Consider the following 19044-nt stretch of genomic DNA (forward strand, 5'->3'; position numbering starts at 1 on the left):
GGCCTCGGGACTCAATGGCCGGTCCGCAACCCCTCGAACGCCATCCTGACCACCGTGTCGGCCACCTGGTCCCCGTCCACCTCGCCCTCGCGCTGCGGCCGGTACCACTCGACCAGCGAGTTGACCATGCCGAAGAGCAGCCGGGTCGCCAGCCGAATGTCCAGGTCGGCGCGGAGGTCACCGTCGGCGACGGCCGCCTTGAGCAGGTCGGCGACGCGCTGGTCGAACTCCCTGCGGCGCTCCATCGCCCAGCGTTCCGTCTTGGTGTTGCCGCGGACGCGCAACAGCAGGGTGACGTAGGGCAGTTCGGCCGTCAGGACTTCGACGGTACGCCGTGTGACGTACTCGACCCGCTCAATGGAGCGGCCGCGCTGGGCGCCCGGCTCGTCCAGGACGCCGAAGAGTCCGTCGATGGCGCGGCTCACGGCCCGGCGAAGGAGCTCCTCCTTGCCGGCGACATGGTGGTAGATCGACGACTTGGAGATCCCGGCCGCCTTGGACAGGTGCTCCATCGACGTGCCGTCGTAGCCGCGCTCGTTGAAGATCCTGACCGCGACCGTCAGGAGGGTCTCGGGCGTGTAGGTGTCGCGCTTGGCGGTCGTCATGAGCCCGTCTCCTCGTCGCCCGCGTACGCCTGCCGGTAGAGCGCGAGCGAGGGCGCGTAGCGGCCGGTGGGGCAGCGCTCGTGGAGCGCCGAGAGCAGGTCGTACGCCCAGTCCTGGCCGAGGCGCCGGTTCCATTCGACCGGTCCCAGCGGGTAGTTGACGCCGAGCCGCATCGCGGTGTCGATGTCCTCGGCCGTGGCGACGCCCTTGGCTACGGCGTCGGCGGCGAGGTCGATGAGCATCGCGACGGTACGGGCGACGATCATGCCCGGCACGTCACCGATGACGCTGACCTCCTTGCCGAGCTTCTGGAACAGGCCGACGGCTTCGGCGACGGCGCGCTCGGAGGTGTCCTCGCTCGCGGAGAGCGCGATACGGGTGGCGCCCCGGTAGTCGAGGGCGAGGTCGAAGTAGACGACGTCCGCGAACTCGACGGACGTCTTGCCGTCGGCCGGGACGAGTTGTCCATCCCCCGGAAGCTCGATGTAGGGGCCGCCCTCGTTGACGCTCGTCACGTCGATGCCGGCCTCGGTCATCATCGCGACGAGTGCGCGGGCCGGGCCCAGGTCACCGACGACGGTGACGGCCGCGGGCGCCTTGGCGGGCGGCGCGGTGTGCGGCTCGGGACGCCCCGCCTCCTTCGAGGACGCCGTACCGGGGGCGGCGGACTCGCCGGGCGCCCCGTACGCGTACCAGCCGCGCCCGCTCTTGCGTCCGTGGAGCCCGGACTCGACCAGGCGGCGCTGGGCGAGGGACGGGGTGAACTTGGGGCTCTGGAAGAAGGACTCCCAGACCGACCGCGTCACCGCCTCGTTGACGTCCTGCCCGATGAGGTCGGTCAGCTCGAACGGGCCCATCCGGAACCCGCCGCACTCGCGCAGCACCGCGTCGATGGTCGCCGGGTCCGCGCCGCGCTCCTCGTGGACGGCGAACGCCTCCGCGTAGAAGGGGCGGGCGATGCGGTTGACGATGAAGCCCGGGGTGTCGGTGCAGCGCACCGGCGTCTTGCCCCAGGCCTTCGCCGTCTCGTACGCCCTGGTCGCGGCGGTCTCGTCGGTGGCGAAGCCGCTGACGACCTCGACCAGCGGGAGCAGCGGCGCCGGGTTGAAGAAGTGCAGGCCCACGAAGCGGCCGGGGTGCGTGAGCGCCCCCGCGATCGCGGTCACCGACAGCGAGGAGGTGTTGGTGGCGAGCAGACAGTCCTCGGCCACCAGCGCCTCCAGGGCGGTGAACAGCTCCTGCTTGACCGGGAGTTGTTCGAGCACGGCCTCGACGACGAGCGCCGCGTCGGCGAGCTCGGCGAGGGCGTCGGCCGGGTGCAGCCGGGCCAGCGCGGCATCGCGCGCGGCTCCGTCCATGCGGCCCTTGTCGACCAGCCTCTCCAGGCGTCCGGCGAGGGCGTCGGCTGCCGCGCGCGCCCGGCCCGGCACGGCGTCGTAGAGCCGTACGGGGTGTCCGGCGACGAGGGCGACCTGGGCGATGCCCTGCCCCATGGTCCCGGTGCCGACGACGGCGACGGTACGGCTCGGCGCGATCGCTGAGGCGCTGGCGGTTTTGGTCATGAACGCGATCCTCCCCTACGGCGTGCCCACGGGCCCGGCGGGCCCCCTTCCGGGGCCGCACGACAGGGGCCGCGGCGGACATGGCCGGTAGTTGTCCACAGGTTTCCCCGGGCCCTCTTGTCCCGACCGATCGTTCGGTTACTCTAGCGGTGTCCGGCTCTCCCTGCCCAGCTCGAAGACTCGACGAGGAGTTGCTCCATGCAGCTGACCGAGAAGCACAGGCCCACCCTGGACGGGGCCCTGGAAGCGATCCGCACCCGTGCGTACTGGTCGCCGCACCCGGAGCACCCCAAGGCCTACGGGGAGACGGGCGCCGAGGACGGCAAGGCCGCCTTCGACGCGCTCCTGAACCGCCGCTTCGACCTCGACCAGCCGGGCACCGACGACTGGACGGGCGCCGAAGTCTCGCCCTACGGAATCGAGTTGGGCGTGCAGTACCCGCACCCCGACCTCGACGTACTGCTGCCCGCGATGCGCGCAGGCATGGCCGACTGGCGGACCGCGGGGCCCGAGACGCGGGCCCTGGTCTGCGTCGAGATCCTCGCCCGCATCGGCGCGCGCACGCACGAGTTCGCGCACGCGGTCATGCACACCAGCGGCCAGGCCTTCATGATGGCGTTCCAGGCCGGCGGCCCGCACGCCCAGGACCGCGGCCTCGAAGCCGTCGCCTACGCCTACCAGGAGCAGACGCGCACCCCCTCGGGCAGCGCCGCCTGGTCCAAGCCGCAGGGCAAGCGCGACCCCCTGGAGCTCACCAAGACGTTCACGCCGGCCGGGCGCGGCATCGCCCTGCTCATCGGCTGCAACACCTTCCCGACGTGGAACGGCTACCCGGGCCTGTTCGCCTCCCTGGCCACCGGTAACCCGGTCCTGGTCAAGCCGCACCCGCGCGCGGTCCTGCCGCTCGCGATGACGGTGAAGGTGGCGCGCGAGGTCCTGGCCGAGGCGGGCTTCGACCCCAACCTGGTGGCGCTCGCCGCCGAGCGCCCCGGCGAGGGCATCGCGAAGACCCTCGCGGTCCGCCCCGAAATCAAGATCATCGACTACACGGGCTCCTCCGTCTTCGGCGACTGGCTGGAGGCCAACGCCCGCCAGGCGCAGGTCTACACGGAGAAGGCCGGCGTCAACACGGTGGTCATCGACTCCACCGACAACTACAAGGGCATGCTCGCCAACCTGTCCTTCTCGCTGTCCCTGTACAGCGGCCAGATGTGCACCACCCCGCAGAACCTGCTGATCCCCCGCGACGGCATCACCACCGACGCCGGCCAGAAGACCTACGACGAGGTGGTGACCGACCTCGCCGGCGCGGTCGGCGGCCTCCTCGGCGACGACGCGCGGGCCAACGCGCTGCTCGGCGCCCTCGTCAACCCGGACGTGAAGACCCGCCTGGAGGCGGCGTCCAGTCTGGGCGAAGTCGCCCTGCCCTCGCGGGAGGTGGCCAACCCCGAGTTCCCGGACGCGGTGGTGCGCACCCCCGTGATCGTCAAGCTGGACGGCGCCAAGCCGGACACGGAGGCCGCCTACCTGTCGGAGTGCTTCGGCCCGGTCTCCTTCGCCGTCGCCGTCGACTCGACGGCCGACGCGGTCGAGCTGCTGCGCCGCACGGTCCGCGACAAGGGCGCCATGACGGTCGGCGCGTACACCACCTCGCCCGAGGTGGAGCGCGCCGTCGAGGACGTCTGCCTGGACGAGTCGGCCCAGCTGTCGCTGAACCTGACGGGCGGGGTGTACGTCAACCAGACCGCCGCGTTCTCCGACTTCCACGGCTCGGGCGGCAACCCGGCGGCCAACGCGGCCCTGTGCGACGGGGCATTCGTGGCCAACCGGTTCCGGGTGGTGGAGGTCCGCAGGCAGGCCTGAGTCGGGCCGCCGCAGGGCGGGGGCGCGTCAGTCGGGGACGACGGCGTGCCTCTGCACCCAGGCGTGCATCGCGATGGCCGCCGCGGCGCCCGCGTTGATGGAGCGCGTGGAGCCGAACTGGGCGATGGAGCACACCATATGGGCGTGCTCGCGCGCCTCCTCGGTGAGCCCCGGGCCCTCCTGCCCGAAGAGCAGCACGCACCGGCGCGGAAGCTCGGTCCGCTCCAGTGGCACCGCGCCGGGCAGATTGTCGATGCCGATGATCGGCACGCCTTCCGCCAGCGCCCACGCCGTGAGCGACTCGGTGTCCGGGTGGTGGCGCACATGCTGGTAGCGGTCGGTGACCATGGCGCCGCGCCGGTTCCAGCGCCGCCGCCCCACGATGTGGATCTCCCGGGCGAGGAACGCGTTGGCGGTGCGCACCACGGAGCCGATGTTGAAGTCGTGGCCCCAGTTCTCGACGGCCACATGGAAGTCGTGCCGCCGGGTGTCGAGGTCGGCGACGATCGCCTCACGCGTCCAGTACCGGTAGGCGTCGACGACATTGCGCCGGTCGCCGTGGGCGAGCAGCTCCGGGTCGTACCGGTCGCCCTCGGGCCAGGGCAGCGGGTGCGGTCCCACGCCGATTTCGGCCGGGCCGAACCCCTCGTCGTACTGGATGGGGTCGCCGGCGGTGTCCTCGGCGGGGGCCGGCTGCTCGGTGCTGCTCACCCCACGAGCGTACGGGGCCGTTCGACCTCGTCCGCCCCCTGCCCGCGCTCTCCGCGCCGGCCCGGAAGGCGCCCGTCCCGCCGCAGCCGGCCCACGTACGCGCCCAGCCCGCGCAGGAACGACGTCGGCAGGAACACGGCGTCGGCGGCGATCATCGCGAGGGAGAAGAACGGCAGGCCCAGCAGGACCGCGATTCCGGCGTGCTCCAGCATCATCGCCACGAGCAGCACGTTCTTGACCCGCCGGTTGAACAGCGTGAACGGGAACGCCACCTGCACCATGACCGTTCCATAGGTGAGCAGCATCACGATCACCCCGCTCGTGCCCAGCAGGGAGGAGAGTTCGGGCCACGGCGAGAAGTAGTCGAGCTTGAGCGGGTAGAACAGCGCGGTGCCGTCCTGCCAGCGGCTGCCCTGGATCTTGTACCAGCCGGCGGTCGCGTAGACCAGGCAGACCTCCGCCATGATCACGACCATGGCCGCGTTGTGCACGAGGTTGGCGAGGACGTCGAGCAGCGCCCGTGCGTCGGCGTCGGCGTAGCGGCGCACCGCCCACCACAGCCCCTGCACGGCCCACATGCCCCAGAACACGACCCAGAGCCACCACTCGCCGCCGCCGAGGACGCCGGACCCGGACGTACGCCAGGTGCCGGCAAGGAGCGCGAGTCCGCACACCGCCCACAGCACCGGGCCGGCCCGGTCGCGGGCGTCCCGGCCGAGGGCGGCCGCGCGCGCCGCGCGCCGTGCGTCCAGCGACCAGACCTGGGCGCACCGCGTGAAGACGAGATAGATCGCCATCAGGTGGATGACGTTGTCACCGCCGTCCCCCACGAAGACGGAGCGATTCTGCAGGGAGAGCACGCCGATCATGAAGACGACGGACATGGTGCGGGTGCGCCAGCCCAGCATCATCAGCACGCTGGACACGAGGGCGAGCGCGTACACGAGCTCGAACCAGACGGTGCTGTCGCTCCACAGGAGCGCGGTGAACGCGTGGTTGCCGCCCACCAGCCGGTTGCCGAGGTCCCAGCTCCAGGGGCCGTCCGGGCCGTACAGCTCACGCCGGTTGGGCAGTTCGCGCAGCAGGAAGAAGAGCCAGGTCGCGGAGAACCCGATCCGCACGACCGCGCTCTGGTACGGGCCGAGGGAGGCGGCCGAGGCGACCCGCACGGCGCGCGCCGCCCAGGTCTCGTCGCCGGCCGGCGACGGCGCGGCGCCCTGGGTGCGGGCCGGGTGCGGCACGGTGGCGCCGGGGCGGGCCGGGATCTTCACCGGGCCGGGGGCCGGGGCCTGTGCCGTGGCGGGGGCCGGGGCCGGGGCTTGTCCCGTAGCGGGGGCCGGGTTCGCCTCCGGGGCGCGGGCCTGCCAGGAGGGCTGCGCCGGGCGGTCGGCCGCGTCGTCGTGGTCGTACGGGGTCACCGCTTCGCCTCCGTGCGTGCGTCGCCGGCGCCCTTGGGCAGGTCGGCCGGGCCCACCGTCCACCAGGGGATCACCCGGTAGGACGGCCGGGTGTCGGTCTTCTCGTCGCTCCACGAGGGGCCCTTGACGGAGGTCGTCATGGACCTGAGCTGGATCCGGTCGACGGTGCCGCCGTCACGGTGCGCGCCGAGCCGGAGCATCACGATGCGCCTCAGGTACTGCTCGGAGAGCTCGCCGCGCAGCCCGTTCGGCTTGTTGTCGTCGGTGTGCGAGCCCACGAAGAAGTCCCAGCCGCGGCGCAGTTCGTTCTGCTCGGTGTGGCTGGGCAGCGGGTTGTGGCGGATGGCCGCGCCGTCCTGCGCCGAGAAGTCGATCCAGTCGGTGGTTTTGGTGCTGCCGTCCGGCAACTTGATCTCGGCGCGCCCCTGGACGTCGATGTTCTGCTGGAGCGGATTGGGCGCGAAGAGCTTCCAGTTCTGCTCGAACTCGGGGTAGATCCAGTCGTCCACCGCGGTGCCGTACTGCTTGCTGACGGTGTTGGACGGTGCGACGTGCAGGAACACCATGCCGATGTGGACGCAGGCGATCACCGCGACGAGCGCGAGCCCGACGGCGGCCACCACCTGGTACCGCAGGGGGAGCCCGGCGATTCCCTGCGAGGGCCCGGCGTCGCCGTCGGCGGGGGCGGTCCCGTGGGCCGAGCGGGTGGCGGTATGTCCGTCCTGGGTGGCAGCGGAATCGAAAACGCCGCCCTCGGTTACGCCGGACGCGGCGGCGTTTTCCGGGTGGGATTCGGTACCCGCCGGGGCCGCCGGACCGGTTGCCGCCCGGCCCCCGGAGCCGTCCGCACCCGCTCCGACCTGCTCGGACGCACTTTCCTCGGCCTTGCCTCCGGCACTGGCCCCGTTCTCGTACGAATCCATCCCGCCCCGATCGGCACCCGCTGAGTTATCCACAGGGTTGACACCCTACGGGCCGTCGACTCACCATTGAAGTCACTGGACCGAACGATCGGTCGGTTGGCGGACCACCGCACAGCAGCTCGGCAGGGGGCCTGAATGACCGGAGTGACCGCGACAGCCACGGCAGCCGCAGAGACCGGCGCGTCGCACCAGGCGGTGTTCGACGCGGCCGTCGCAGCGGACGAGCGCATCGAGCCGCGCGACTGGATGCCCGAGGAGTACCGCTCCTCGCTGGTGCGCCAGATGGCGCAGCACGCCCATTCCGAGATCATCGGCATGCAGCCCGAGGCGAACTGGATCACCCGCGCCCCGTCGCTGCGCCGCAAGGCGATCCTGATGGCGAAGGTCCAGGACGAGGCGGGCCACGGCCTCTACCTGTACAGCGCCGCCGAAACGCTCGGCACCGGCCGCGACGAACTCCTCGACAAGCTCCACTCGGGCCGCCAGAAGTACTCATCGATCTTCAACTACCCCACCCTGACCTGGGCCGACGTCGGCGCGATCGGCTGGCTCGTGGACGGCGCGGCGATCACCAACCAGGTCCCCCTGTGCCGCTGCTCCTACGGGCCCTACGCCCGCGCGATGGTGCGCATCTGCAAGGAGGAGTCCTTCCACCAGCGGCAGGGGTTCGAGCTCCTGCTCGCCCTGTCCCAGGGCACCCCCGAACAGCACGCCATGGCGCAGGACGCGGTGAACCGCTGGTGGTGGCCCTCCCTGATGATGTTCGGCCCGCCCGACGACGCGTCGGCGCACTCCGCGCAGTCGATGGCCTGGAAGATCAAGCGCCACTCCAACGACGACCTGCGCCAGCGCTTCGTGGACATCGCGGTCGGCCAGGCCGAAGCACTGGGGCTCACCCTGCCCGACCCGGCGCTGCGCTGGAACGAGGAGCGCGGCCACCACGACTTCGGCGAGATCGACTGGACGGAGTTCTGGGAGGTCCTCAAGGGCAACGGCCCCTGCAACGAGCAGCGGATCACCCAGCGCCGCCGGGCCCACGAGGAAGGCGCCTGGGTCCGCGACGCGGCCGCCGCCTACGCCACCAAGCAGCAAGCGCAGCACGCGAACGGAGAGGCAACGGCATGAGCACGCACGACTGGCCGCTGTGGGAGGTGTTCGTGCGCTCGCGCCGCGGGCTCTCCCACACCCACGCGGGAAGCCTGCACGCGCCCGACGCCGAAATGGCCCTGCGCAACGCCCGCGACCTCTACACCCGCAGGTCGGAGGGCATCTCCATCTGGGTCGTGCCGTCCACGGCGATCAGCGCCTCCTCGCCCGACGAGAAGGACTCGTTCTTCGACCCGGCCGCCGACAAGCCCTACCGCCACCCGACGTTCTACGAGATCCCCGAAGGGGTGAAGCACCTGTGACCGCCCTCGTCTCGACGGACGCCGCCCTGGCCCTCGGCGACGACGCGCTCGTGCTGTCGCACCGGCTGGGGGAGTGGGCGGGCCACGCCCCCGTCCTCGAAGAAGAGGTCGCCCTCGCCAACATCGCCCTCGACCTGCTCGGCCAGGCCCGGATCCTGCTCTCGCAGGCCGGCGACGAGGACGAGCTGGCCTACCTCCGCGAGGAGCGGTCCTTCCGCAACCTCCAGCTCGTCGAGCAGCCGAACGGCGACTTCGCCCACACCATCGCGCGCCAGCTGTACTTCTCGACGTACCAGCACCTGCTCTACGGCGAACTGGCCGCGTTGGAAGGCGAGTTCACCGGCCTTGCGGCGAAGGCGGTCAAGGAGGTCGACTACCACCGCGACCACGCCGAGCTGTGGACACTGCGCCTGGGCGACGGCACCGAGGAGAGCCACCGGCGGATGCAGCAGGCCTGCGACGCGCTGTGGCGGTTCACCGGCGAGATGTTCCAGCCCGTCCCCGGCCTCGACATCGACTGGGCCGGCCTGGACGCGCGGTGGACGGCGTCGGTGACGACGATCCTGAGCCGGGCCACCCTGACCGTCCCCGAAGGCCCCCGCACCGGCGCCTGGGCGGCCGGAGCAGGCCGGCAGGGCCTGCACACCGAATCCTTCGGGCGGATGCTCGCCGAAATGCAGCACCTGCACCGCAGCCACCCGGGGGCGTCATGGTGACCGACACCCGCCCCACCCCGCTGGAGAGCGAACTGCGCCGCCTCGCCGGCTCCGTCCCCGACCCCGAACTGCCGGTCCTGACCCTCGACGAGCTCGGCGTGCTGCGCGGCCTCCACGTGGAAGCCCCCGGCAAGGTGCGGGTCGAGCTCACCCCGACCTACACCGGCTGCCCCGCCGTCGAGACCATGACCTCGGACATCGAGCGCGTCCTGCACGACCACGGCATCCCCGAGGTGTCCGTCGTCCGGGTCCTCCTCCCCGCCTGGTCGACCGACGACATCAGCGCCGAAGGGCGCCGCAAACTCGCCGAGTTCGGCATAGCGCCCCCGCGCCCGCACACCGCGGAGGGCCCGGTCGCGCTCACCTTGTCGGTGCGGTGCCCGCACTGCGGATCCACCGACACCGAGCTGCTCAGCCGGTTCTCCTCCACCGCGTGCAAGGCGCTGCGCCGCTGCGTGTCCTGCCGTGAACCGTTCGACCACTTCAAGGAGTTGTAGATGTTCCATCCGCTCCGGGTCAGCGAGGTCGAGCGGCTCACGGACGACGCGGTGGCCGTCACCTTCGCCGTGCCGCCCGAACTCCGCGAGGCCTACCGGCACCTCCCCGGCCAGCATCTCGCCCTGCGCCGCACCGTGGGCGACGAGGAGATCCGCAGGACTTACTCGATCTGCGCCCCCGCCGTGGAAGCGCCGGACGAGCCGGTGCTGCGCGTCGGCATCCGGGTCGTGGAAGGCGGCGCGTTCTCCACGTACGCCTTCAAGGAACTGTCCGTCGGCGACACGGTCGACGTCATGGAACCGATGGGCCGCTTCGTCCTGCCCCCGCGCCCCGGCCACTTCGCCGCGGTCGTCGGAGGCAGCGGCATCACCCCGGTCCTGTCGATCGCGGCGACCCTGCTCGCCCGCGAACCCGAGGCACGGTTCTGCCTCATACGCAGCGACCGCAGCGCCGCGTCGACGATGTTCCTCGAAGAGACCGCCGACCTGAAGGACCGCTACCCCGAACGGTTCCAACTGGTCACCGCGTTGTCCCGGGAGGAGCAGCAGTCCGGGCTGCCCTCGGGCCGCCTCGACCGCGAGCGGCTCGACACCCTGCTTCCGGCGCTGCTCCCCGTCGCCGACATCGACGGCTGGTTCCTGTGCGGGCCCTTCGGCCTGGTCCAGGGGGCCGAGCGGGCGCTGCGCGGGCTCGGCGTCGACCGCAACCGCATCCACCAGGAGATCTTCCACGTGGACGCGGCGCCCGCCCCGGTGGCCGCCGCGACCGCACCCTCGCACGCCACCCTCACCGCCACGCTCGACGGCCGCTCCGGCAACTGGCCGGTGCGCGAAGGCGAATCGCTCCTGGAAACGGTGCTGCGCGCCCGCGCGGACGCGCCGTACGCCTGCAAGGGCGGGGTGTGCGGGACGTGCCGGGCCTTCCTGGTCAAGGGCGAGGTGCGAATGGAGCGCAACTTCGCGCTGGAGCCGGAGGAGACGGAGGCCGGCTACGTACTGGCCTGCCAGTCGCACCCCGCCACGGGAGAGGTGGAGCTCGACTTCGACCGGTGAGGCAGGTGACGCACTGCTCTCGTGGCGCAGTGCCCCTGCGGCGCAGTGCCCTTACGTGGCGCGCTGCCCCTGCGTGGTGGCCTACACCGTGGTCCCGGGCCGGGCCGGCTCCTGCCGGGCCGGCCCATGACTGTCTGGCCCATGGCTGATCGGCCCATGACTGTTCGGCCTGTGACTGTCCGGTTCCCGCCGGTCCGGAACCCGGGGCGGCCGGTGGGGCGCGCCCATTCCCATCCCGTAGAACCTGTTCTATCTTGACGATCCGTCAGATCCGGTAGGGGCAAGCGCCGTTCGCGGCGCGATGCGAGCGCCCCACCCCGGACAGAACCGGTGCATGCGGGAGGACAAGGCCGTGGACTTCACCTTCACCGAGGAGCAGCGGGCAGCCGTCGAGGCCGCTCAAGCCGTCTTCGCCGGCGTCGCACCCGACGCGGTACCCAGCCCCGCCCTCACCGCGGGCGCCGTCGCCGACGACTTCGACCGCGCCCTGTGGGCCAAGCTCGCCGCGTCCGACCTGCTGAGCCTGGTGATCGACACCGAGTACGGCGGAGCCGGCCTCGACCCCATCGCCCTCTGCCTCCTGCTGCGCGAATCGGCCAGGGTCCTCGCCCGGGTGCCGCTCCTCGAAACCAGCGCGGTCGCCCTGACCGTACAGCGGTACGCACAGGGCGAGTTGAGCCGGGAACTGCTGCCCGCCATCGGCCGGGGCGACCTCGTCGTCACCGTCGCCGCCAACGGCCGCACCGGCCACGACGGCGCCGAACTCGCCGTCACCGCCCGCCGCGACGGCGACCACTGGACCCTGGACGGCGCCCAGACCGGAGTGCCCTGGGCCCAGACCTGCGACCGCGTCGCCGTGCCCGCCCACACCGCCGACGGCCACACCGTCCTGGCCCTGATCCCCCGCGACCACCAGGGCGTCACCCTCGCCGACCAGGTCTCCACTAGCGGCGAACGCTTCGCCGAACTCCACCTCGACGGCGTACCGCTCACCGCGTCCGCGGTCATCGAAACCGACGGCGCCTGGGAATGGCTGCACCGGCTCCTCGCCACCGGAACCTGCGCCCTGGCCCTGGGCCTCGGCGAGGCCGTCCTCGCCATGACCAGCCAATACACCGGAAAACGCGAGCAGTTCGGCCACCCGGTCGCCACTTTCCAGGCAGTCGCCGTCCAGGCCGCGGACCGCTACATCGACCTGCGCGCCATGGAAGCCACCCTCTGGCAGGCCGCCTGGCGCATCAGCACCGACGCCCCCGGCGCACTGCCCGCCGCCGGTGACGTGGCGGTCGCCAAGATCTGGGCGTCCGAAGGCGTACGCCGCGTCGTCCAGACCGCCCAGCACCTGCACGGCGGCTTCGGCGCCGACACCGACTACGCACTGCACCGCTACCACGCCTGGGCCAAGCAGCTGGAACTCTCCCTCGGCCCCGCCGCCGCCCACGAGGAGGCCCTCGGCGACCTCCTCGCCGCGCACCCGCTCGGCCAGACCACCTGGGCCTGACCACCCTGGGCCGGGCCGGACCATGCAGCGACGGTCCGGTCGGCTCGGCAGGACCACGCAGCGACGGTCCGGTCGGCCGGGCCGGCCGGGTCCGTCAGACGACCGTGCCCGGCGCGCCCTGCGCGTCGACGACCTTGCGGCCCGCTGCCTCCCACACCTGCATGCCGCCGTCGACGTTCACCGCGTCGATGCCCTGCTGCACCAAGTACTGCGTGACCTGCGCGGACCGCCCACCGACCCGGCACATCACATACGCCCGGCGCCCGTCCGCGACCGCCTCCGTCACCTCACCGAAGCGCGCCACGAACGCGCTCATCGGCACGTGCAGCGCGCCCTCGGCATGCCCCGCCGCCCACTCGTCGTCCTCACGGACATCGAGGACCAGGGCGTCGGCCGGCACCTCGGCGACGTCCACCGAGGGCAGCTGGGCGAAATTCATGGGTCATGCCTTCTCTCGTACGAACCCGGCAGGTCCTTGTGAACGCTACTGCACCAGCTTCGCCAGCTCCGCCTCGCGACCGGCCACCTCGGCCAGCAACTGCTCCGCGATCTCCTCAAGCAGCCGGTCCGGATCGTCCGGCGCCATCCGCAGCATCGAACCGATCGCGCTGTCCTCCAGCTCACGGGCGACCAGCGCGAGAAGCTCCTTGCGCCGGCTCAGCCACTCCAGCCGCGCGTACAGCTCATCGCTCTCGCTGGGCAGCGCCTCCGGCGGCACCGGTCCGGCCGCCCACTCCTCGGCCAGCTCCCGCAGCAGCGCCTCGTCACCGCGCCCGTACGCGGCATTGACCCGGGCGATGAACTCGTCCCGCCGGGCCCGCTCCGTGTCGTCCTGCGCCAGATCCGGATGCGCCTTGCGCGCCAGCTCGCGGTAGAGCCTGCGCACCTCCTCGCTCGGCCGGACCCGCTTGGGCGGACGCACCGGCTGATCGGTGAGCATCGACGCGGCCTCGGGGGAGAGGCCGTCGGAGTCCATCCAGTCGTGGAAGAGCTCCTCGACCCCCGGCATCGGCATGACCGCCGCCCGCGCGTCCTGCGCCTTGCGCAGATCCTCGGGGTCGCCGCTCAGCACCGCCCTCGCCTCGGCGATCTGCGCGTCCAGCTCGTCGAGCCGCGCGTACATCGGGCCGAGCCTCTGGTGGTGGAGGCGGGAGAAGTTCTCCACCTCGACCCGGAAGGTCTCCACCGCGATCTCGAACTCGATCAACGCCTGCTCGGCCGCCCGCACCGCGCGCTCCAGCCGGGCCTCGGGCCGCTCGGCCCCGCCCGGCCCGCCCGACGGCGCGCCCGGCTCGCCTCCCGCGGCTACCGGGGTGGTCAGCGGGTCCTCGTTCCGGGCAGTCGTACCGCCGGCAGCTTCGTCCGTCACCGGTCCAGCGTACGGGCGGCGGGGCGGGGGTGGGGGCCCCTCCCCTCCCCCTCCCCCCACCCTCCCCGCCCTCCCCCTCACCCCCCGCTGCTCACACGCCTGTCTCCGCCGGGAGCCGCCCGGCGCGCACGGCGGCGGTCAGGGCCGCGTGGTCGGCCTCCATGCGGTCGGCGTAGGTCACCGCGAACGCGGCCATCGCGGTGTCCAGCTCCTCGTTCTTGCCGCAGTAACCGGCTATCAGCCGGGGGTCGACGCTGTGGGCGTGGGCTCGGGCGAGCAGCGCGCCCGTCATGCGCCCGTAGTCGTCAAGCTGGCCGGCGGCGAGCGCGGCCGGATCGACACTTCCCTTGCGGTTCCTGAACTGCCGTACCTGATAAGGCAGTTCGTTCACGGTCGTCCAGCCGAGCAGGATGTCGCTGACCACCTGCATCCGCTTCTGCCCGAGCACGACGCGCCGCCCCTCATGCCCGGGGTCGGAGGACTGGACGATCTCCTTCGGAAGGTGGGGCAGCAGGACGGAGGGCCTGGCCTCCTTGACCTGGAGCACGAGGGGTTCGCCCCGGTGGTCGAGGAGCAGCACCACATAGGACCGTGTGCCGACGCTTCCGGTGCCGACGACCCGGAAGGCGACGTCGTGGATGGCGTAGCGGGCGAGCAGTGGCCGCAGGTCTTCGGGGAGCGTCTGTATGTACTGCTGGAGCGAGGCGGCGACGGCCGTGGCTTCGCTGTCCGTGACGCGGCGCAGCACGGGCAGTGCGTCGACGAAGTGGCGGCTGCCGTCCTCGGTCAGGTCGGTCGCCTTGGCGGCGAAGCGGGCGCTGGTGTTGTTGCGGGCCTTCTCGGAGACGCGGTCCAGGGTGCCGATGAGGTCATGGGCGTCGGCGTGGGAGACAAGCCTCTCGTCGGCTATGGCGTTCCAGGCGTCGAGGGCCGGCAGTTTCGCGAGGAGGCGCATGGTGCGGCGGTACGCCCCGACGGCGTCGAACGCCGCGGCGCGGCAGGTGGTCTCGTCGGCGCCCGCTTCGCGGCCGGCCAGGACCAGGGAGGCGGCGAGCCGTTTCACATCCCATTCCCAGGGACCGGTCACCGTTTCGTCGAAGTCGTTCAGGTCGATGACGAGGCTGCCTCGTGCGTCGCCGTACAGCCCGAAGTTGGCGGCGTGGGCATCACCGCAGATCTGTGCGGGGACTCCGGTGACGGGGGTGCCGGCCAGGTCGTGCGCCATGAGTCCGGCGGAGCCGCGGAGGAAGGCGAAGGGGCCGGCGGCCATGCGGCCCACGCGGATCGGTGTGAGCTCGGGCACCCGGCCGGCGTTGGATTCCTCCACCGCGCGGACGGCGTCGGGCCGGTCGGCGGCCAGGATCAGCGAGTCGTGCGCGGCGCGCGGGATCCGGTCCCGCAGGGCCTTTCCCGCGGCCTTGGGCGACGGCTGTGCGCTGTGGTGGCCCGCGCCGGAGGCGTGGGGGCGGCGGGCGAATCCGGGGACGTCGGGAATCCGCCCCTGGCCGCCCCGACCGTCCTTCGTCCCGGCCCGTGGTGCCGGGACCATCGTGTCGATCTCTCCCATGGCGTGCCGCCTCCCCCGTCGCGTGCGCCCTCGTGGGGCGCTGCCCTGCCCCCGTCGGGAGCTCAACTGCCCCTGACGGTACAGGCGCTGGCGGAAACCCGTCTTGCCCTGTGGATAACTCTCTGAGCGGCTGTTTCACGTGAAACTGCCGCGGCATCCTGCGCTCCTCGGGTTTGCGCGGCCCGCGACGCGACATATGACACAGAGCGGAGAACGGCCCGCGGAGGCCCAGGACACGGAGGACCGGAGTGAGCAACAGGACGCACGGGAGGGTACGGGCGGGCAGGGGTCGGCCCGGCATCCGCATGGCACGCACGACATACGAAGGAAGCCCCGCAGATCCGGGGATCTGCGGGGCTTCCGACTTGTGCGCGAGGGGGGATTTGAACCCCCACGTCCCTAAGGACACTGGCACCTGAAGCCAGCGCGTCTGCCGTTCCGCCACTCGCGCAAGAGTGGTGTGCTGGGCTCTCTCACTTTTCGGTGCGATTGCCTGGCGACGTCGAGAAGATTAGCACGCTGGACAGGGTGGATTCACATCCGTTGTTTGCGGCGACCCTGGTGGGGAGGGACAGATCGCGGAGAGGCAACCCCCGGCATGGTTACCCGCTCCTCCACAGTGCGACCCGGGTGCGGGACACTGTCGGGAAGCCACCTCTACGATCCGTACGAAGGGTGCGTGTGAGAGGTGACACTCGTCCACAGGGCACAGAAGGGGAACCAGCCGATTTCCCGACGCGTGGATACGATCAGTAAGCAGTACCAAGAGAGTGACCCGGAGCAGAACCGGCAGCATCACCAGGACGGCAACGACGGAGGAGGTGCCCCATGGGAGTCCTGAAGCGTTTCGAGCAGCGGCTCGAAGGCCTGGTCAACGGCACCTTCGCGAAGGTCTTCAAGTCCGAGGTCCAGCCCGTCGAGATCGCCGGCGCGCTCCAGCGCGAGTGCGACAACAACGCGTCGATCTGGAACCGGGACCGCACGGTCGTCCCCAATGACTTCATCGTCGAGCTCAGTGCTCCTGACTTCGAGCGGCTCAGCCCGTACTCGGGGCAGCTCGGCGACGAGCTGGCCGGCCTGGTGCGCGACTACGCGAAGCAGCAGCGCTACACCTTCATGGGCCCGATCAAGGTGCACCTGGAGAAGGCCGAGGACCTCGACACCGGTCTGTACCGGGTGCGCAGCCGCACGCTCGCGTCCAGCACCGACCAGCAGGGCGGCGGCCAGGGTCCCGGCCCCGGTGGCCCGCAGCGGCCCGCAGCGGCGCCTCAGGGCGCCCGTGGCGGCTATGGCTACCCGCCGGCCGCCGGGTCGGCGCCGCCCATGCCTGCGGCGCCGCCTCCGGGCCGTCCCGCCGGTTCGCCCGCCGACCGCCGTCCGGCGGCCCCCGGGCCGATGCCGGGCGGGCACGGTCAGATGCGGCGCTGGATCGAGATCAACGGCACCCGCCACCAGATTTCCCGCCCGACCCTGGTCCTCGGCCGCAGCACCGATGCGGACGTGAGGATCGACGATCCCGGCGTTTCGCGCCGGCACTGTGAGATCCGGACCGGAACGCCCCCGACGATCCAGGATCTCGGGTCCACCAACGGCATCGTGGTGGACGGGCAGCACACCACCCGCGCTACGCTCCGCGACGGCTCGCGGATCGTCGTGGGCAGTACCACCATCGTTTACCGGCAAGCCGAAGGGTGAAGCGGGGGCAATGTCAGAGCTGACCCTCACGGTCATGCGGTTGGGTTTCCTCGCCGTACTGTGGCTGTTCGTCATCGTGGCCGTTCAGGTCATTCGCAGTGATCTGTTCGGCACGCGCGTCACCCAGCGCGGTTCGCGCAGGGGCAATGAAGCCAACCGGCAGCAGCAGACCGGCCGGCAGCAGGCCGCTGCCGCGACGCCGCCGCCGCAGCGCGGCCAGCAGCAGGGCGGCGGCGGGCGGCAGCGCCGCGGCGCCCCCTCCAAGCTGGTCGTGTCGGAGGGCACCCTCACCGGCACGACGGTCGCCCTCCAGGGCCAGACCATCACGCTGGGCCGGGCGCACGATTCGACGATCGTCCTGGACGACGACTACGCGTCGAGCCGCCATGCCAGGATCTACCCGGACCGGGACGGCAATTGGATCGTCGAGGACCTCGGGTCCACCAACGGCACCTATCTGGACCGGACCCGGCTCACCACCCCGACCCCGGTTCCGCTGGGCGCACCGATCCGCATCGGCAAGACCGTCATCGAGCTGCGGAAGTAGTACGACAATGAGCGAGCGGAGCGAGCGAGCCGCGACGGTCCCCAGGGACCGGGGCGGGCTCCCGACCGGAGGGTGGGCAGTGTGGCTCGACATGACCGGCCGTACCCCGAGCCGACGGGCGAGGTGCGCATGAGTCTGTCCCTGCGTTTCGCCGCCGGATCGCACAAGGGCATGATCCGTGAGGGGAACGAGGACTCCGGTTACGCCGGTCCTCGTCTCCTCGCCATCGCGGACGGCATGGGGGGTCAGGCCGCCGGTGAGGTCGCCTCCTCCGAGGTGATCTCCACCCTGGTCACGCTCGACGACGACGTACCCGGCTCCGACATCCTGACCTCGCTCGGCACCGCCGTGCAGCGGGCCAACGACCAGCTGCGCATGATGGTCGAGGAGGACCCCCAGCTGGAGGGGATGGGCACCACGCTCACCGCTCTGCTGTGGACGGGCCAGCGCCTGGGCCTGGTGCACGTGGGCGACTCGCGCGCCTATCTGCTGCGCGACGGCGTCCTCACGCAGATCACCCAGGACCACACGTGGGTGCAGCGCCTGGTCGACGAGGGCCGCATCACCGAGGAAGAGGCCACCACCCATCCGCAGCGCTCGCTCCTGATGCGCGCGCTGGGCAGCGGCGACCATGTCGAGCCCGATCTGTCGATCCGTGAAGTGCGGGCCGGCGACCGGTACCTGATCTGTTCCGACGGTCTGTCGGGCGTGGTCTCCCACCAGACGATGGAGGAGACCCTCGCCAGTTATCAGGGCCCGCAGGAGACGGTGCAGGAGCTGATCCAGCTCGCGCTGCGCGGCGGCGGCCCCGACAACATCACGGTGATCATCGCGGATGTGCTCGACGTCGACGCCGGGGACACCCTGGCGGGGCAGCTCAACGACACCCCGGTGATCGTCGGCGCGGTCGCCGAGAACCAGCTCCAGCTGAACGACGACGGCGCCATGCAGACGCCGGCGGGCCGCGCCTCCGGGCTCGGCCGTCCCGCGCCGTCGCCCCCGGGGGGCTTCGGCCCGCCCGGCAGCGGTGACGACAGCGGCTACGGCAATCCGCCCGAGGGCGCCTTCGGCTCGTACACGGACGAGGACTTCGTGAAGCCGAGCCGGCGCCGCAAGAACCGGTGGATCGGCAGATCCTTCTTCATCGTGCTGGCCCTCGCGGTCGTCGCCGGCGGCCTGTACGGCGGCTACCGCTGGACGCAGACGCAGTACTACATCGGCACCAACAGCGACGGCGCTCCGCATGTGGCGCTGTACCGGGGCATCAGCCAGGACCTGGCGTGGGTGAAGCTCTCCAAGGTGGAGACCGACTACCCCAAGATCGAACTCAAGTACCTCCCGCAGTACCAGCAGAACCAGATCGACTCGACGATCGCGGCGAGCAGCCTCGACAAGGCGCAGGCCAAGATCCAGGAGTTCGCGACGCAGGCGTCCGCCTGTCAGAAGGAGGAGGAGCGCCGCGCCGCGGAGAACAACAACTCCGCGAAGCCCACCGCGGGTGCCACCGGCGCCCCGTCCAAGACCACCACCACCGCATCTCCCACACCCGGCCCCAGCCTCTCGGAGGACGAGCAGAAGCTGGTCTCGCAGTGCGGTAAGCAGTAGGCA

18 protein-coding genes and 1 tRNA gene are annotated in these 19044 nt (G+C 71.6%); 10 read left to right on the forward strand and 9 right to left on the reverse strand.

What is annotated here, in order from left to right; genetic code table 11:
• Positions 1–11: 11 nt before the first annotated feature.
• The gene (locus tag OOJ98_RS34250) at positions 12–605 is read right to left on the reverse strand and encodes a TetR/AcrR family transcriptional regulator (protein ID WP_267059035.1); all 594 of its coding nucleotides are present in this window, start codon (positions 603–605) and stop codon (positions 12–14) included.
• Positions 602–2167: a 3-hydroxyacyl-CoA dehydrogenase gene (locus tag OOJ98_RS34255; protein ID WP_267059036.1), complete on the reverse strand. Its 1566-nt coding sequence runs from the start codon at positions 2165–2167 to the stop codon at positions 602–604. The genes OOJ98_RS34250 and OOJ98_RS34255 overlap by 4 nt, the downstream gene beginning before the upstream one ends.
• Before the next feature lie 198 nt (positions 2168–2365).
• Between OOJ98_RS34255 and paaN the strand changes: the two genes are divergently transcribed.
• The gene (gene paaN, locus OOJ98_RS34260) at positions 2366–4030 is read left to right on the forward strand and encodes a phenylacetic acid degradation protein PaaN (protein WP_267059037.1); all 1665 of its coding nucleotides are present in this window, start codon (positions 2366–2368) and stop codon (positions 4028–4030) included.
• A gap of 27 nt (positions 4031–4057) precedes the next feature.
• On the opposite strand, the gene OOJ98_RS34265 is transcribed toward paaN, so the two are convergent.
• The 3 genes from OOJ98_RS34265 to OOJ98_RS34275 all read right to left on the reverse strand — a co-directional run bounded on the left by OOJ98_RS34265 (position 4058) and on the right by OOJ98_RS34275 (position 7082).
• Positions 4058–4741: a TrmH family RNA methyltransferase gene (locus tag OOJ98_RS34265; RefSeq protein WP_267059038.1), complete on the reverse strand. Its 684-nt coding sequence runs from the start codon at positions 4739–4741 to the stop codon at positions 4058–4060.
• Positions 4738–5910 (reverse strand): HTTM domain-containing protein, encoded by a 1173-nt coding sequence (locus OOJ98_RS34270; protein ID WP_267059103.1) that lies wholly within the window; start codon positions 5908–5910, stop codon positions 4738–4740. Before OOJ98_RS34270 ends, OOJ98_RS34265 begins: the two co-directional genes overlap by 4 nt.
• Before the next feature lie 245 nt (positions 5911–6155).
• Positions 6156–7082: a DUF5819 family protein gene (locus OOJ98_RS34275; protein WP_267059039.1), complete on the reverse strand. Its 927-nt coding sequence runs from the start codon at positions 7080–7082 to the stop codon at positions 6156–6158.
• Positions 7083–7217: 135 nt separating this feature from the next.
• Between OOJ98_RS34275 and paaA the strand changes: the two genes are divergently transcribed.
• The 6 genes from paaA to OOJ98_RS34305 all read left to right on the forward strand — a co-directional run bounded on the left by paaA (position 7218) and on the right by OOJ98_RS34305 (position 12258).
• On the forward strand, positions 7218–8207 hold the full coding sequence (paaA, locus tag OOJ98_RS34280) for a 1,2-phenylacetyl-CoA epoxidase subunit PaaA (protein WP_267059040.1): 990 nt from the start codon (positions 7218–7220) through the stop codon (positions 8205–8207).
• Positions 8204–8491 carry a 1,2-phenylacetyl-CoA epoxidase subunit PaaB gene (gene paaB / locus OOJ98_RS34285; protein WP_267059041.1) on the forward strand — a complete coding sequence of 96 codons (288 nt, stop codon included), beginning with the start codon at positions 8204–8206 and terminating at the stop codon, positions 8489–8491. The genes paaA and paaB overlap by 4 nt, the downstream gene beginning before the upstream one ends.
• Positions 8488–9207: a 1,2-phenylacetyl-CoA epoxidase subunit PaaC gene (gene paaC / locus OOJ98_RS34290; protein WP_267059042.1), complete on the forward strand. Its 720-nt coding sequence runs from the start codon at positions 8488–8490 to the stop codon at positions 9205–9207. Before paaB ends, paaC begins: the two co-directional genes overlap by 4 nt.
• Positions 9201–9704, forward strand: coding sequence for a 1,2-phenylacetyl-CoA epoxidase subunit PaaD (paaD, locus tag OOJ98_RS34295; RefSeq protein ID WP_267059043.1), 504 nt, complete (start codon positions 9201–9203; stop codon positions 9702–9704). Before paaC ends, paaD begins: the two co-directional genes overlap by 7 nt.
• A complete protein-coding gene (locus tag OOJ98_RS34300; RefSeq protein ID WP_267059044.1) occupies positions 9705–10757 on the forward strand; it encodes a 2Fe-2S iron-sulfur cluster-binding protein in 1053 nt (350 codons plus the stop codon).
• Positions 10758–11109: 352 nt separating this feature from the next.
• Positions 11110–12258: an acyl-CoA dehydrogenase family protein gene (locus OOJ98_RS34305; protein ID WP_267059104.1), complete on the forward strand. Its 1149-nt coding sequence runs from the start codon at positions 11110–11112 to the stop codon at positions 12256–12258.
• A gap of 94 nt (positions 12259–12352) precedes the next feature.
• Here OOJ98_RS34305 and OOJ98_RS34310 read toward each other — a convergent pair whose 3' ends face one another.
• The 4 genes from OOJ98_RS34310 to OOJ98_RS34325 form a co-directional block, all read right to left on the reverse strand.
• Positions 12353–12697, reverse strand: a complete 345-nt coding sequence (locus OOJ98_RS34310; RefSeq protein ID WP_267059045.1) for a rhodanese-like domain-containing protein — start codon at positions 12695–12697, stop codon at positions 12353–12355.
• 45 nt (positions 12698–12742) lie between these two features.
• Positions 12743–13627, reverse strand: coding sequence for a J domain-containing protein (locus tag OOJ98_RS34315; protein WP_267059046.1), 885 nt, complete (start codon positions 13625–13627; stop codon positions 12743–12745).
• Between the two features lie 91 nt (positions 13628–13718).
• The gene (locus tag OOJ98_RS34320) at positions 13719–15194 is read right to left on the reverse strand and encodes a DUF2252 domain-containing protein (protein ID WP_267059047.1); all 1476 of its coding nucleotides are present in this window, start codon (positions 15192–15194) and stop codon (positions 13719–13721) included.
• Positions 15195–15562: 368 nt separating this feature from the next.
• Positions 15563–15645, reverse strand: a tRNA-Leu gene (locus OOJ98_RS34325).
• Positions 15646–16022: 377 nt separating this feature from the next.
• On the opposite strand from OOJ98_RS34325, the gene OOJ98_RS34330 reads away from it, so the two are divergent.
• The 3 genes from OOJ98_RS34330 (at position 16023) to OOJ98_RS34340 (ending at position 19041) form a co-directional block, all read left to right on the forward strand.
• Entirely contained in the window at positions 16023–16889 is an 867-nt protein-coding gene (locus OOJ98_RS34330) for a DUF3662 and FHA domain-containing protein (RefSeq protein ID WP_267059048.1), read from the forward strand.
• 10 nt (positions 16890–16899) lie between these two features.
• The gene (locus tag OOJ98_RS34335) at positions 16900–17436 is read left to right on the forward strand and encodes an FHA domain-containing protein (protein ID WP_267059049.1); all 537 of its coding nucleotides are present in this window, start codon (positions 16900–16902) and stop codon (positions 17434–17436) included.
• Between the two features lie 129 nt (positions 17437–17565).
• Entirely contained in the window at positions 17566–19041 is a 1476-nt protein-coding gene (locus OOJ98_RS34340) for a Stp1/IreP family PP2C-type Ser/Thr phosphatase (RefSeq protein ID WP_267059050.1), read from the forward strand.
• Positions 19042–19044: the final 3 nt, after the last annotated feature.

It is taken from the genome of Streptomyces sp. NBC_00083, assembly GCF_026343295.1.
In the GTDB taxonomy this organism is placed as follows: domain Bacteria; phylum Actinomycetota; class Actinomycetes; order Streptomycetales; family Streptomycetaceae; genus Streptomyces.